Genomic DNA, 15,011 nt, shown 5'->3' with positions numbered 1-15,011 from the left:
GATGCATTATGAAGGATCTCTACTTAAAATTCGGCAATCCGGCTATCAAGGGCGAGTCGCAGGATAAGGACCACGCAGGCTGGATCGAACTCGATTCGTTTAGCCATCTGATCCTGCAGCCGCGTTCCGCTACCGCGTCGACGGCAGGTGGTCACACGGCCGAGCGCTGCGAACACAGCGACATGCGCTTCACGAAAGACATCGACGTGGTCAGCCCGCTGATGTATCAGCATGCGTCCGGCGGCACGACGTTCGACGAAGTGACGATCGATTTCATGCGCTCGGACGGCGAAGGCAATCGCATCAAGTACCTCGAAGTGAAGCTGAAATACGTGATCATTTCGAGCATCGCGCCGAGCGTTGTCGGCGAAGGACTGCCGTCCGAGGAATTCGCGCTGAAGTACGCCGCGGTTCAGTGGAAGTACACGCAGCAGAAGATCGGCGGCAACCAGGGCGGCAACGCGCAAGGCGCGTGGAGCCTCACGAAGAACGACAAGACCTACGCGGTCTGATGCATAGGCGGCCGCGGCGCACACTCGCAGTGCATCGCGGCCGTATTGTGTCGCACCGGTTCTGCTCCATCCGATGAAGCGATTCGAACCGAGTTTTCTCGACAAGCTGTTCGACGATGAACCGCATCTGCCGGCATCCCCGGCCATGCGGCAATTGTCGCTGGAAGAATTGAAGGGCACCGTCGCTCGCGACGTCGAAGCGATCCTCAACACGCGGATCTCGCTGACCGAGCACGATCTGGCGGAATTGCCCGAGTGCCGGCGTTCGGTGCTGACCTACGGATTGAACGATTTCGCCGGACTGAGCCTTGCGAGTCACTATGACCGCACGTTCATCTGCAAGTCGATCCAGCAGGCCATCGAGCGGCACGAGCCGCGGCTGCAGCAGGTCGCGGTGACGCTCGAGCTGAACGAGCAGTCCACCAACGCGCTGAATTTCGCGATCCAGGCGCTGCTGGTCGTACATCCGGCGGAAGAGCCGGTCAGTTTCGACGCGATGCTGCAACCGTCGACGCTGCAGTATTCGGTGACGCGCGCGCGCGCGAAGCTTTAATTCCGCCGGTTGTACTCCGCGCCACGGCAGCGGCGGCGGGTTCGACCGGGAAGTATCGGGGGTTCGGGGACGACTGATGGAAGAACTGCTGCCGTATTACGAGCGCGAACTGGCCTTTCTGCGCCGCTATTCGCGCGATTTCGCCGAACGCTATCCGAAGATCGCGGCACGCCTCGCGATGTCCGGCGAGCACTGCGAGGACCCGCACGTCGAACGGATGATCGAATCGTTCGCGCTGCTCGGTGCACGCATCAACAAGAAGCTCGACGACGACTACCCGGAGTTCACCGAAGCGTTGCTCGAGGTGCTGTATCCGCACTATCTGCGGCCGTTTCCGTCGTGTTCGATCGCGCAGCTCGGCACGTCGGCGGCGCTGAGTCATCTCACCGAACCCGTGACGATCGAGCGCGGCACCGAATTCAAGTCGCGGCCGATCCGCGGCGTGCAGTGCCGCTTCCGCACCGCGTACGACGTGACGCTGGCGCCGATCCGCATTTCCGAGGCGAAGTACACGTCGGTCGCGATGGCCCCGAGCGCGACGGTGCTGCCTGCCAACGCGACTGCGATCGTCTCCATCACGTTCGAATCGACGTCACCGCAACTCGATCTGTCCGCGATGAAAGTGGACATGTTGCGCACCCATCTGCACGGCGAGCAGTCGTTCATCGCTGCACTGTCGGACTGCCTGTTCGTCAACGCGCTGGCCGCGTACGTGGAAGGCGACCGGCGCGGTCAGTGGACGCCGCTGCGCGCGTTGCCGTTCACGCAGGCCGGCTACGACGAGGCCGATGCGCTGATCGACTATCCGGCGAAGTCGCATCCCGCGTACCGTCTGCTGACCGAGTACTTCGCGTTTCCCGACAAGTTTAATTTCATCGATTTCGACCTGCCCGCGATAACCCGTGCGAGCGGCCGCTGCCAGCGCGTCACACTGCATATCGTGCTGAAGGAAGTACGCAGCGACTCGCACGTCGCGCGGCTGCTCGATGCGTTGTCGGCGCATCATTTCCGGCTCTTCTGCACGCCGGTCGTCAATCTGTTCAGGCAACACGGCGAGCCGATCCGCGTGAGCCATCAGGCTATCTCGTACCCGGTCGTCGCCGAGGCGCGTCGCGCATTTGCGTACGAAGTCTATTCGATCGATTCAGTGAAGCTCGTGCGGCAGCAGGCGCATGAAGAATCGGTGATCGAGTTCCGGCCGTTCTACTCGCTGCATCATGGCGAAGCATCGCGCGCGGGTCATTACTGGTTCGCGCGTCGGAACGACTGGGTTGCGCAGAAAAGCCCCGGCTACGAGACGGAAATTTCGATTGTCGACATCGATTTCGAACCGTCGTTACCGCAAACCGACACGCTGAGTATCGACCTGACCTGCACGAATCGCGATCTGCCCGCGGGGCTCGCGGTGGGTCTCGAAGGTGGGGACCTGTTCCTCGAAGGCGGCTCGCTGACCGGCAGCATCTCCATGCTGCGTCGGCCCACGCCGAGCGTGCGCTTCGAGCGCGGCCGCGCCGCGCACTGGCGGCTGATTTCGCATCTCGCACTGAATCACGTGTCGCTCGCGAGCAGCGGCCTGGCTGCCTTGCGGGAAATGCTCGTGCTATACGACCTGCGGCGCACCGCGGTGTCCGCGCGGCACATCGACGGCATCACCGGCATCGAGCAGCATGCGGCCGTGCAGTGGCTGCCGGGCAAACCGTTTGCCACCTTCGTGCGCGGCATCGAAATTCGCCTGACGATCGACGAGGAACATTTCGTCGGCACGAGTCTCGGCGCGTTCGTGCGTGTGATCGATATGTTCTTTGGGCTGTATGTGCACCTCAACAGTTTTGTGCAACTGGTCGTGCTATCCCAACGCACCGGCGAGGAAATCCTGAGATGCAAACCGCGCAGCGGCGAATCGATCCTGGCGTAATCGAGCGGCTGCTCGACGAGCCGTACCGCTTCGAATTTTTTCAGGCGGTGCGGATGCTCGAGCGCTGGTTCACCGACAACACGCAGACACGGCCCGGCGACGTCGTCGCGCGGCGCATCGCGTTTCGCAATTCGATCTCGCTCGGTTTTCCGCCGAGCGAGATCGAGAACGCGCAGTCCTACGACGGCGACGGCATCGCGCTGAAAGACCGTGACAAACGCGTCGCAGCGCTCGAAGAAGACAAGATCGTGCGCGTCGATCTGACGCCGGCATTCTTCGGTTTGCTGGGCGGGCAGGGCGCGCTGCCACTGCATTACACCGAGCAGGTCGTCGCGCGCGAGCAGTTGAAGCGCGACCGTGCCGCACGCGAATTCTTCGATATCTTCTCGAACCGCGCGACCGCGCTGTTCTACGCCGCGTGGAAGAAGTACCGCTTGCCGTTTCACTACGAGCTCGATCGCGACGAGCGCTATCTGCCGCTCCTGCTGTCGCTCGCGGGTGTCGCGAACGACGAATCACGCGACAGCCTGCAGGAGGGCACCGGTGCGCTCTTCGACGAGGCGATCGCCGGCTACGCACTCGCGGCCCGGCATCGGCCGGTATCGGCTGCCTATCTGCAACGCACGCTGTCCGACTATTTCACGGTGCCGGTGCGCGTCGATCAGTTCGTTGGCAAATGGTACGAAGTGCCGAAAGACCAGTTGACTGTGCTCGGCCAGGTGAACGCGGTGCTGGGTGCGACCGCGCTGGCGGGCGAGCGCGTATGGCAGCGCGACATGCGCGCACGGCTCGTGATCGGCCCGCTGTCGAAGAAGGACTACGAGGCGTTCCTGCCGGGCGCGGAGCGTGCGGTCGCACTGGAGCGCATGCTGACGCTGCTCGCCGGCGTGACGCTCGAATATGAAGTATCGCTGGTGCTGCGGCGCGCGGAAGTCGGACCGAGTCATCTGGGCGCCGGTGCGCGGCTTGGCTGGGATGCGTTTCTATGCACGCAGGACGCTGATCGCGACCGCGCCGATGCGCGCTACGAACTGCACGTCATTCACTGATCTTCAAGTTGAACTGGACCTGGATCGCACGACATGAGCACGCCGCTGAAAACCCTGATCGCGAAACTGAACACCACGTGCCGGCAGGCCGCCGAACGGGCGGCAAGTCTGTGCCTGTCGCGCGGACATTACGAGGTCGATCTCGAACATCTGCTGCTGACGCTGCTCGACCAGCCCGCGAGCGACGCATCGCTTGTGATCGCCGCCAGCGGCATCGACGCGCACGCGCTGCGTGCCGACCTTGAACGAGAACTCGAACACCTGAAAACCGGCAATACGCGCACGCCGGTATTTTCCGTGCATCTGATCGCGCTGTTCGAACAGGCCTGGTTGATCGCGTCGCTCGATTCGCAGATCGGTCGCATCCGTTCGGGGCATCTGCTGCTCGCGTTGCTGACCGCGCCCGATCTCGCGCAATTCGCGCAGCGTATGTCGCCTCTGCTGACCCGCGTGCGCGTGACCGATCTGAAGCACAAGTTCGACGATCTGACGGCCGGTTCCGCCGAAGTCGAACGCAGCGGCAACGCGAATAGCACCGCAGGAGGCGACGACCAGGCAGTGCCCACTGGCGAAAATGCCGCGCAGAAAGGACCGTCGAAGACGCCGGCGCTCGACACCTATACGACGAATCTCACGCAACGTGCGCGCGAAGGCAAGATCGATCCGGTAATCGGCCGCGAAGCGGAAATTCGTCAGGCCGTCGACATCCTGATGCGCCGTCGCCAGAACAATCCGATCATGACCGGCGAAGCCGGTGTCGGTAAAACCGCGGTCGTCGAAGGACTCGCGCTGCGCATCGCTGCCGACGACGTGCCCACGCCGCTGCGCGGCGTCGCGTTGCACGTGCTCGACATGGGGCTGCTGCAGGCGGGCGCGAGCGTGAAGGGCGAGTTCGAAAACCGTTTGAAAACCGTGATCGACGAAGTGAAGAAGAGCGCGCATCCGATCATTCTCTTCATCGACGAAGCGCATACGATCATCGGCGCCGGCGGCCAGGCCGGACAGAACGATGCGGCCAACCTGCTGAAGCCGGCGCTCGCGCGCGGCGAACTGCGCACGATCGCGGCGACGACGTGGAGCGAATACAAGAAGTACTTCGAGAAAGACGCGGCGCTCGCGCGGCGTTTTCAGGTCGTCAAGATCGAGGAGCCGAACGAAACGCTCGCGGCCGCGATGCTGCGTGGCATGGCCGGGCTGATGGAGAAGCACTTCAACGTGCGCGTGCTCGACGATGCGATTACCGAGGCCGTGCGTCTGTCGCATCGCTACATCAGTGGCCGGCAACTGCCGGACAAGGCGATCAGCGTGCTCGATACCGCGTGCGCGAAAGTCGCGCTTGCGCACAGTTCGACGCCGGGCGCGATCGACGACACGAAAAAGCGCATCGAGCGCATCGATGCGGAAATTGCCGCGCTCGAACGCGAAGCGGCGAGCGGAGCGGCACACGATGAACGGTTGACCGAACTGCGCACGCTGCGCGAAGCCGACCTGCAGAAAGTGGCGGCCGACGAAGCACGCTACGACAAGGAGCGCGCGCTGGTGACCGAAATTGGTTCGCTGCGCGCGGACATCGATGCAGTGCGCGGCGGCAGTGCCGATGCTGAAGCCGCACAGAAGGCGGAGCGTGCGCGCGAAACGCTGGCGGCGCGCGTCGCCGAATTGCAGACATTGCAGGCGGGCCAGCCGATGGTGCCGCTGCAGGTGGACGGCCTCGTGGTGGCGGAAATCGTCGCATCGTGGACCGGTATTCCGCTCGGCCGGATGGTGAAGGACGAAATCCAGACCGTGCTGAACCTGCAGTCGCTGCTGTCTGCGCGTGTGATCGGTCAGGACCATGCGCTCGAAGCGATCGGGCAGCGGGTGCGGACCGCGAGCGCGAACCTCGAAGATCCGAACAAACCGCGCGGCGTGTTCATGTTCGTCGGACCATCGGGTGTCGGCAAGACCGAAACCGCGCTCGCGCTCGCCGACATCCTGTACGGCGGCGAACGCAAGCTCGTGACGATCAACATGAGCGAGTACCAGGAAGCGCACAGCGTGTCGGGGCTGAAGGGTTCGCCGCCGGGCTATGTTGGGTACGGCGAGGGCGGTGTGCTGACCGAAGCGGTGCGGCGCAATCCGTATTCGGTCGTACTGCTCGACGAAGTCGAAAAGGCGCACCCGGATGTGCTTGAAATGTTCTTCCAGGTGTTCGACAAGGGGTCGATGGACGATGCCGAAGGGCGCGAGATCGACTTTCGCAACACGCTGATCATCCTCACGTCGAACGTAGGCTCGCAGGCGATCATGCAGGCGTGTCTGAACAAGAGCGGCGAGGAATTGCCCGACGCCGATGAGTTGACGGAGACACTGCGGCCGCAACTGTACAAGGCGTTCAAGCCCGCGTTTCTCGGCCGCATGAAGGTCGTGCCGTATTATCCGATTTCCGACGACGTGCTCGTCGAGATCATCGAACTGAAGCTCGAACGGATTCGCCGCCGCATCGAGGCGAACCACAAGGCGGTGTTCGACTGGGACGAGTCGCTCGTCGACGCAGTGCTCGCGCGCTGCACGGAAGTCGATTCGGGCGCGCGCAATGTCGATCACATCCTGAACGGCACGCTGCTGCCGGAAGTGGCGCAGCAGGTGCTGGAGCGGATCGCGGATGGCGTGGCGATCGAGCGGATCACCGTGCGCGCGGACGAGTTCGGCGCGTTCCAGTACACGGTGGCCTGATGCACGCGCCGGCCCGACGTTTCAACCGATTTCTATGGCCTTCGTCATGACGACCGACCTGACTGCGCTACTCGCGCCCATCAACGAAGCGTCGCCGTGCGGTGACGATCTGTTGTTCTCATCCGATTTCGACGCGATCCAGAACGCGCGGCGTTTCGAAGACCCGTCGCTCGATCAGGGCGAGTGGGTGACCGACATCAAGGAAGCGGACTGGTCGTTCGTCGCCGAGCGCGGGACCGCGCTGCTGCGCACACAGACCAAAGACCTGCGGCTCGCGGTATGGCTCACGGAGGCGTGGGCGATCGAGGACGGTGTGGGCGGACTCACGCAGGGCTATGCGCTGCTGACCGGCCTGTGCGAACGCTTCTGGGAGCAGGTGCATCCGCTGCCCGAAGGCGAGGACACCGAATACCGGCTCGGCAATGTTGCGTGGCTCGCGGGCCGTTCGGCTGAACTGCTGCGCGCGATGCCGGTGACGCAGGCGTCCGGCGCGCTGTACAGCACGATCGACTGGGAAGTGGCGACGCACGTCGCGCAGGCGGTGAAGCGCGATCCAGAGCACGCCGACGACATCGCGCGCGGCAAGCCGTCTGTCGAACAGATTGAGTCGTCGAAACGCGCGACACCTCCGGCGTTCTACACGACGCTGCTCACCGACCTGAAGAGCTTCGAAGCGGCGGTGCTGGCGCTCGAACAGGAACTGGACCGGCGTGCCGGCGATGCCGCACCGAGCTTCCGTCAGATCAAGGACGCGTACGACGGCGTCTACCGGCTCGCCGAGCGTTTTGCACGCGATGTCGGCGTCGATGCAAACGCGGTAACGAAGGCAGCGCCGAAGCAACCCGAGGCTGTGGAGCGCAACGAGCCCAGCTTCAAGACGCCGCTCGCGGCGGAACCCGTGCACACACCCGCTTCGCATGCACCTGCCGCCACGCCGTCGGTGACCGTGGCCGGCATTCAGACCCGCGCGCAGGCTGTCGACCAGTTGCGCGCAGTGGCGAAGTTCTTTCGCGCAACCGAGCCGCACAGCCCGGTTGCGTATCTCGCCGACAAGGCCGCCGAGTGGGCCGGCATGCCGCTGGACCAGTGGCTGTCGACGGTGGTGAAGGACGGCGGCTCGCTCGCGCACATCCGCGAACTGCTCGGCGTGAAGCCGGACGAGAAGACCTGAGCGGGCGAAGGCCCGCTTACGATCTTACGACCCCGCGCGGAATTCAATGCGACGGTTGCGTGCGCGACCGTCGGTCGTATCGTTCGATGCGATCGGCTGGTCGGGACCGACGCCGGTCGTCGTCAACTGCTGCGGCGAAATACCCCTCGCGACCAGATACCCCTTGACTGCATCGGCGCGCGCCTGACTCAGCGTGATGTTCGACGTGCGGTTCCCCGCGTTGTCGGTGTGACCGATGATCTCGACGGTCCTCGTCGTCAGCTTCGCGAGCACGGCGGCCATCTGGTCGAGAATCGCGCGGCCCTGCGGTGTCAGCGTCGCGCTGCCGGTTTCGAATTCGATCGTGCGGTTCGCAAGCGTCTGGTCGAGTACTCCCTGTTCGGACGCGCTCACGCGCAGGCCGTTGCGGATCGTGTAGGTCGGGTTCAGCGCATTCGCCATGTCGCTCGCGAGCTGCTGACGCTGCGACTCGTTATGCACCTCGCCCTTCACCTCGATCGACGTGCCGTCGATCTTCAGCTGTCCCTTGCTGATCTGTTTGAGCTGAGGACCGATCAGCTTCTGCACGTTGCTGGCCCAGTTCGGCGGCGTCGCGACATCGCCGACCTCGATCTGGTCGACCACATTGCCTGCGCCGTACGTGTCGCGCAGCCGCGAAAGCACAGCGGCCTTGGTCGCTTCGTCGGGCACCTTGCCGCCAACCACGACCTGACCGGGCACCGCATTCGCCGCGGGCGGAACGTCGGTTGCGGTAGTCGTCCGTGGGTTCGCCGCAGCGGGGGCGGGCGTCGCGGGCAGGATTGTCGTATGCACCTGCACGCCGCTGTTGTCGACTGGCGTGACGCGGGCTGGGCCGGCGTCGTCGGCGAAGACTGCACCGCTTGCAAAAAGGCCCGCGACGAGCAGCGCAACGGTCAGTGGCAGCGAGCGGCGGATCGTGCCGTGTCGATAGATCGGCATCGCGTCACTCTCCGATGAAGACTTCGCGGAACGTGTCGATGCTGACGCGCAGCGACAGTTGCGGTTGATCGAGGTAGCTGACGAGCTTGCTGATGCCATGGTCGTTCTGTGCGTGAGCGTGGACCCACTCGGGGTCGTCGATATCGATGTTGTGGGCCGCGTATGCCTGCGGATCGACCACGCTGTGCAGCGTCTTCGCGGATGCGCCGTTGAAGCCGATGATGAGGCGCTCGCGTTCCGCGATCGTGCCGATGAAGATCGCCAGTTCGAAATCGGCCTGCGACACGAACGGCGCGATCAGTTCGAGCCAGAACGCGGCGACGAGGCTGCGATAGAACGGATCGACCGGCAGTGGCAGTGTGAGGCCGCGTTCGAGATGCGACGAGCCGCTTTGCATCACCGGCCGCAGCAGCGAACCGAGCGCGAGCATCGCGCCGCGCAGCCGTACCGGATGACCGCTGTTGAGCAGCATCTGTTCGAGACCCGACAGCGTCTGGTGTTCGACGAAATCGTTGAACGTGCCGTCGTGCGGATTACCCGCGCCGCCGATGTCGATCGGCACCTGCGTGTCGCCGAGCGCCTGCAGCGCGCCGGGCGGCTCAGAGGCGCCGAGCAGCGGGCGCATCTGCGATGCAACGCGCGACCAGAGCCGCGCGAACGCGAGCGGGCTGCGCGCGAGGAACGCGAGCGGCTTGTCCACTTCGAGCGCGGTCGCGGCGAGGAACGGAAAGCGCCGCGACGACAGGTCGTGGCTCGCCACCATGTGGCCCGCGATCGCCAGCTTGCTGCGCGAACCGAGGAACGCGAAGTGCATCGGCTTGGCATTCTCGTAGACGATCTTCCAGCGCGGGTCGTCGGTGAGCATTTCCATTGCCTGCGCGATCCAGCGGTCGAGCGTCTGCAACAGCTGCGGGTTGTGCGCGCTTTTCACGAAGTCGCCGCGCGACGGGATCTTGCCGAAGTAGGCGATCTGCGCCTGAACGGTCTGCGTCATTGCGCGCTCCCTGAGGTTGCAGCGGTATTGGACGGTGCCGGCACCATGCCCGGCGCGGCACTCATTGGCGTCGCGTTCGCTGCATTCGCCGCGGCGCTCACGTCCGCGACCGACGACGGCAGGCGCACGCCGCGCAGGCTCTGCTGCTGCGGTGCGTCCCCGCTGCTGCCACTGCCCGTGGCCTGCGATGTACTGATGATGCGCATGCTGGCCTCGATGGTGACGTTGCCCTGCGTCCACACGAGATCGAACGTGCCGTCAGGACGGCGCTTGCGCTGCGCCGAATTGATCAGCTTCTCGAGACCGTAGCGACCCGGCTCGTTGACGAGCTGGATCGTGCGGCCGTCGAACGTGACCGCCGACAGCGTCGCACCCGGTGTGCCTTGCGGGTTCGGCCACACGAAGTTGGTCCATTGCGGTGGCGTGTTGCGGTAGCGCAGTTGCTGGCCGTCGATCGCGATCGTGTATTCGGTCGTGCCGCTGCTCGGCTGCGGCAGGATCTGGAACACGGTCTGCGGTTCGCTCGAGCCGCCCTGGCCGCCGCCGCTTGCCGCGCCGCCCGCGAGCGGCGCGACCCAGCGCGCGAAGCCGCTCGTGAAGTCCGGCGTCAGCTGCAGGCCCATGTCGCCCCACGTGCGCGCGGTCAGCGTATCGCCGCGGCGCACGGCGAGCGGTCCGAGCGTCGTGCCGACGAACTTCGCGATCGAGCCGTCCGGGCCGAACACCTGCCCGATTTCACTCGAGCCGGCTTCGACCTTCGCGTCGCCCGAGAACGGGTACTTGTTCGCAAGCGAGCCCTGGAACGTCTGATAGACCTGCGCGTTCCACACCTTGTTGACTTCGACACTGGCCGGCTGGATCACGACGGCGTACGCCTGCATCAGCGGCCGCACGAGCAGCGGACGCAGCGCCTTGCGTTGCGAATCGGTGAGGCCGGTCAGCATCTGTTCGTCGACGAACTTCAGCGAATCGGACAGTTCGGAGCCGCTGCCGTCGAGCGTCTGCTGCATCAGCTGACGCGCGCCGGGACCGGGGTCGCCCTGATTCTTCAGCACGTTGAAGCGCGTGCGGACCTTCGACAGCGAATCCATGTAGCCGCGCAGCAGCGACGCGTTGTCGCGTACCGCGACAATCCGCCCGAGACCCGCGAACTCCTGGCCGATCGGCCCGACCGGCAGCTCGACCGGATTGCCGTTGATGTCGATGTTCGCGTTCAACTGGCCGGTCGGCGCACGCGAGAACCACTGCTTGAACCAGTTCGTCATGCCGCTCTGCGCGCGCTTGAGCGTGGCGTTCGCGAGCGATGGGTTGTCCCACGACGTCTGGTCGTAGGCGGTTTCGAGCACCTTGCGGATCGGCGAATCCTGCGGATCGCCGAGGCGGTTCATCGCATCGACCGCCTGATTGAAGCTGCCGAAGCTCTGCACCGCTATGCCCTGCATGAACTTCTGCCAGTGCTGCGCGTACTCGGTCTTGTACATCGCGACGAGCGCCTTCTGGATCTGCTCGGGGCTGCCTTCGAGCGTCAGGTCGTCGGTCGCCGAGGTGTTGAGCACCCAGTCCTTCGCCTGCAGTTCCTTCGTCGCCGCGTCGCGGATCGCCGGCTGCACGTAGCTGAACCACGCATCGCGCGTGAACGTGCCGGGGATCGCGTAGCTGCCCGCGATCAGCGACGTATTGCCTTCGCCGACGATGCGCGCGATCGTCATCGGCGCGAAGCGGGTCGATGCGCGCGCCTTGATTTCCTCGTAGACGCGCTGCCGGGCCGGCATGCCGCGCACGACGTGGCGCAGGTTTTCGCGGGTCTGGTCGACCAGCGCGAGATTCGCGTCGATCATCGGCCAGTCGTCGTCGGAGACGCGCGACAGGTAGAACGTGATCATCCGTTCCGCGCTCTTGATCATCTCGTCGCGCGGCATGTTGCCGCGATTCGTTTCAAGCCAGCCGCGCCAGAAGCGCGCGACCTGGTCGGTCAGATGCGCGGTTTCGACGTGGCGCTTGTCCGACAGCATCAGGTAGGTTTTCAGTGCGTTGTACGCGTCCTCGACATTGGTCGGCGACGCGTCGCTATAGAGGCCGCCCTGGTTGTTCGCGGACATTGCCGCATGCGCGGACACCTGCACCGCGCCCGAATCGGGCGTGTGCGTCATCGGCGCGAGCTGGTCGGGATGCGTGTTGACGTCCTTCAGGAACGACGCGAGGTTCTGCGATACGGGCGTCAGCATGATCTGCTTCACGCCGCTGTAGTACTGCGTCAGCAGATGCTGCTCGAGCCGATCGCCCTGATACAGCCCGAGCGACACCGACAGCGGTCTGTCGCGGCGGAACTGCTCGAGCTGTTCGATGCGGTCCTCGAGAATGTCCATGGCCTGCAGACGCGATTGCAGATCGTTGCGGTTCTGCTGCAGACGCACGACGTTGTCGAGATCGGCCTGCACGTTCGCCGTGAGCTGCTGGTTGCCGATCGTCGACCACGTCCAGCCGCCGAGCGCGAGTGCGAGCGCCGCGACGAAACCGAAGAAGGTCGCGTAGCGCATGCGTGTCTTCGCGGGGCTCGCGAACTGCCTGACCGTTTGCCGGTCGGCGAAGATCACTTTCGAGAATAGATCGCGCAGGAAGAAGCCGTTCTTCGAAAACGTGGCGTTCCCTTTCGGCAGGCTGTCGGTCGACAGGCTGAAACGCGTGGCGATGCGCTGCGCGGCGGCGCTGTTGGTTTCGCCTTCCTGCAATGCGCTCGTGAAATAGAAGCCGCGGAAAATCGGCTTGTACTGGAACGGGTTGGTCTCGAACAGGGTGGCGAGGAATGCGCGCAGCGCCGGCTTGATCGTCGAGAATTCGAGCGGGAAGCTCAGTTGCCCCGGCGACAGTTTGCTGCCGCGGTTGATCGACATCTGCGCGATGCTGATTTCCTTCAGCCCTTCGTACAGTTCCTCGAAGCGATCGTCGAACAGCGCGACGACGTCGCGCCGCTCGTCGGACTCGTAGGGCAGGGTGGCGCCCCACACACGGTCGTATTCCTGGCGATCGTTGCCGCTGAAAAATTCAGTGAAGCCAGTGATCAGGTCGACCTTCGTGAACATCACGTAGACCGGCGCGAACACTTCGAGCTTTTCGGTCAGTTCCTGCACGCGCTGGCGCAGGTTCTTCGCGAGATTGATCGCGAACTCAGGACGATTGCCGGTCAGTTCCGCGATGCTCGCGGTGACGATGATGCCGTTGATCGGCGCTTTCGGCCGGTGACGCTTGAGCAGCCCGAGAAAGCCGAGCCATTCGCTGCGGTCTTCCTCGTGCACCGAATAGCGGCCGGCGGTGTCGAGCAGGATGCCTTCGGTCGTGAAGAACCAGTCGCAGTTACGCGTCCCGCCGATGCCGTGGATCACCGCGCTGTTCTTGTCCGCGAACGGAAACTGCAGGCCCGAGTTCAGCACCGCGCTGCTCTTGCCCGCGGCCGGGTTGCCGATCACGATGTACCACGGCAGTTCGTACAGCGCGGAGCCGCCGGACATCTGACCGATCTTCGACGTCTTGATCGTTTTCACCGCGTCGATGAGGTGCGTGCGCAGCACGTCGAGTTCCGCCTGCTTGCCGTCCGCGGCGGGCGCGGCCTTCGCGGTTTCAGCCTGCTGCTCGAGCATGTCGCCGAGCTTGCGGTTCGCGCGCCTCGTGCGCAGCCGCTTGACGATCCACACCAGCACCCACAGCGCGATGATCGCCGCGAGGATCACGGCAGGCCAGAAGGGCGGAATTTCCATCGCATCGGCCGCGATGAACAGTACGGCCGCGAGCGCAAGCAAGCCGATGATCGAAAGCGTGCGGGTGTGGGTCAACACGTTGAGGAAGCGTCGCATATGCCGTTCAGGTCCTGGTGCTGGGAGTGCTGTTGCTGTTCTTGATGGCGCTGGGTACTGCGGCTGCCCGCGGCTGCATTGCCGCGTGGGCCCGCGCGCGAGCGTAGCCGGTTTGCGTGGCGAATGCGTGTCCGGGCGGCATGTCGTGACGGCTCGTTGCGCGTGTACCTAAGTGCCTGCATGCGCATGACGTACGCGACACGCGTAGCGTAAAGACGAGCGTGCAACGCGAATATGGAATGCCGGAGAGTGTGCCGGCCACAAATGGATGTCGGCAAGCGTGCGCAGACAGAAGTCTGCTGGCTGCGTGGACGTCGGAATGGGCGGCCATCGTCAAGTGGATCTGCGAAGGGTGGGTGTCGCGATCGCGCTGCACGCGTCGCCGGCGAAAATGAATGAACGCCCCATGTTCACCTCATTATTGTCCGCTTCGGATGATTTGACATTTAACCTTTACGTCCCATTACGAAGCCGGGTTTGTGATATTCGACGTGGCCGAGGTCCATCAATTTCCAGCGGCCGCCCCAAACGAGGCCGACCCGCTCGGCACACTGCCCGTATAACTGATAGCCTCGCATGGCCCAGGGATCTTTTTCGGAAATGACGAGCTTGCCGTCGCGCAGAAACGCGTTGTCTGCCGCAAGCCCGTATTGGTGATAGCTCTGAAACGCGGCGGCATTGGTTACTCCCCCCATTTGCGCCAGCCGGTTTTGCCGCTCCGGACTGCGATAACCTTCCAGCAAAGCCATTTCATAGCCGTATTGCTCGCGCATCATTTTGTACACGAGCAATAAACGCGTCCTGAAGTCGGCGTCCAGCAGGTTCCAGTCGCGGCTCGCATCTTTCAGTGCGGGCCGAACCTGCTCGACCTCCTGAGTCGCGAAAACCTCAGGCGGCAGTGGCGGCGGCGGGACGAGCTGCTCGCCGTTCAACAGTGCGGCGATTTTTTCGTCGGGTACTCTGATGGTGTCGTCATATTGAAATAACAACTGTCTGCCGCGTAATGCAATGGCCACTAATGGCGGCGTCGCAAGAATACCTGTGGTCGTAAAAATCAGCAAGCGCCGGCGCACCAGTAAATTTTGCATATCGCCGAGTGTCGATTGCGAAATTCTTGCCGACTTCGCTAATTGACTGCGCGCCTGCGCGGCGCCTTTCGACGCGCGCCTCGAGATCAAATTATGCAGGTTGAGTACGCCGCCGAAAAGCGATGCCCGCACCGCCGGTAATAGCAGAATGGCTGCCACCGCGACGGCAATGGCAAAATAAGCGACGAGTGCTACAGCAATCAAAG

General features: G+C 63.9%; 10 protein-coding genes. 6 read left to right on the top strand and 4 right to left on the bottom strand.

Going from position 1 to position 15,011, the window contains the following annotated elements; translation table 11 throughout:
* The first annotated feature begins 8 nt into the window (after positions 1-8).
* From ACREXZ_RS15205 to tssA, 6 genes are all read left to right on the top strand, one after another.
* Entirely contained in the window at positions 9-512 is a 504-nt protein-coding gene (locus ACREXZ_RS15205; protein WP_133645289.1) for an Hcp family type VI secretion system effector, read from the top strand.
* Between the two features lie 73 nt (positions 513-585).
* Positions 586-1,065 carry a type VI secretion system baseplate subunit TssE gene (tssE, locus tag ACREXZ_RS15200; protein WP_431764912.1) on the top strand — a complete coding sequence of 160 codons (480 nt, stop codon included), beginning with the start codon at positions 586-588 and terminating at the stop codon, positions 1,063-1,065.
* Positions 1,066-1,141: 76 nt separating this feature from the next.
* Entirely contained in the window at positions 1,142-2,980 is a 1,839-nt protein-coding gene (gene tssF / locus ACREXZ_RS15195) for a type VI secretion system baseplate subunit TssF (protein ID WP_431764911.1), read from the top strand.
* A complete protein-coding gene (gene tssG, locus ACREXZ_RS15190; RefSeq protein ID WP_431764910.1) occupies positions 2,944-4,029 on the top strand; it encodes a type VI secretion system baseplate subunit TssG in 1,086 nt (361 codons plus the stop codon). Before tssF ends, tssG begins: the two co-directional genes overlap by 37 nt.
* Before the next feature lie 33 nt (positions 4,030-4,062).
* On the top strand, positions 4,063-6,744 hold the full coding sequence (gene tssH, locus ACREXZ_RS15185) for a type VI secretion system ATPase TssH (RefSeq protein ID WP_431764909.1): 2,682 nt from the start codon (positions 4,063-4,065) through the stop codon (positions 6,742-6,744).
* Between the two features lie 46 nt (positions 6,745-6,790).
* Positions 6,791-7,915 carry a type VI secretion system protein TssA gene (gene tssA, locus ACREXZ_RS15180; protein ID WP_431764908.1) on the top strand — a complete coding sequence of 375 codons (1,125 nt, stop codon included), beginning with the start codon at positions 6,791-6,793 and terminating at the stop codon, positions 7,913-7,915.
* Between the two features lie 24 nt (positions 7,916-7,939).
* Here tssA and ACREXZ_RS15175 read toward each other — a convergent pair whose 3' ends face one another.
* The 4 genes from ACREXZ_RS15175 to ACREXZ_RS15160 form a co-directional block, all read right to left on the bottom strand.
* Complete coding sequence (locus ACREXZ_RS15175) at positions 7,940-8,875, bottom strand: OmpA family protein (RefSeq protein WP_431764907.1); 936 nt, start codon at positions 8,873-8,875, stop codon at positions 7,940-7,942.
* Between the two features lie 4 nt (positions 8,876-8,879).
* Positions 8,880-9,869, bottom strand: coding sequence for a type VI secretion system-associated protein TagF (gene tagF / locus ACREXZ_RS15170; protein WP_431764906.1), 990 nt, complete (start codon positions 9,867-9,869; stop codon positions 8,880-8,882).
* Entirely contained in the window at positions 9,866-13,717 is a 3,852-nt protein-coding gene (gene tssM, locus ACREXZ_RS15165; protein WP_431764905.1) for a type VI secretion system membrane subunit TssM, read from the bottom strand. The genes tagF and tssM overlap by 4 nt, the downstream gene beginning before the upstream one ends.
* Before the next feature lie 446 nt (positions 13,718-14,163).
* Positions 14,164-15,009: a M15 family metallopeptidase gene (locus tag ACREXZ_RS15160; protein ID WP_431764904.1), complete on the bottom strand. Its 846-nt coding sequence runs from the start codon at positions 15,007-15,009 to the stop codon at positions 14,164-14,166.
* Positions 15,010-15,011 lie beyond the last annotated feature (2 nt).

The sequence above is a fragment of the Paraburkholderia sp. genome (genome assembly GCF_050742655.1).
GTDB lineage: Bacteria > Pseudomonadota > Gammaproteobacteria > Burkholderiales > Burkholderiaceae > Paraburkholderia.
This window is presented reverse-complemented; position numbering and strand designations above follow the sequence as displayed.

Excerpts from the sequence above, each read along its gene's own strand:
- ACREXZ_RS15205 (WP_133645289.1), top strand. The coding sequence starts at position 9 with ATGAAGGATCTCTACTTAAAATTCGGCAATCCGGCTATCAAGGGCGAG.
- tssE (WP_431764912.1), top strand. The coding sequence starts at position 586 with ATGAAGCGATTCGAACCGAGTTTTCTCGACAAGCTGTTCGACGATGAA.
- tssF (WP_431764911.1), top strand. The coding sequence starts at position 1,142 with ATGGAAGAACTGCTGCCGTATTACGAGCGCGAACTGGCCTTTCTGCGC.
- tssG (WP_431764910.1), top strand. The coding sequence starts at position 2,944 with ATGCAAACCGCGCAGCGGCGAATCGATCCTGGCGTAATCGAGCGGCTG.
- tssH (WP_431764909.1), top strand. The coding sequence starts at position 4,063 with ATGAGCACGCCGCTGAAAACCCTGATCGCGAAACTGAACACCACGTGC.
- tssA (WP_431764908.1), top strand. The coding sequence starts at position 6,791 with ATGACGACCGACCTGACTGCGCTACTCGCGCCCATCAACGAAGCGTCG.
- ACREXZ_RS15175 (WP_431764907.1), bottom strand. The coding sequence starts at position 8,875 with ATGCCGATCTATCGACACGGCACGATCCGCCGCTCGCTGCCACTGACC.
- tagF (WP_431764906.1), bottom strand. The coding sequence starts at position 9,869 with ATGACGCAGACCGTTCAGGCGCAGATCGCCTACTTCGGCAAGATCCCG.
- tssM (WP_431764905.1), bottom strand. The coding sequence starts at position 13,717 with ATGCGACGCTTCCTCAACGTGTTGACCCACACCCGCACGCTTTCGATC.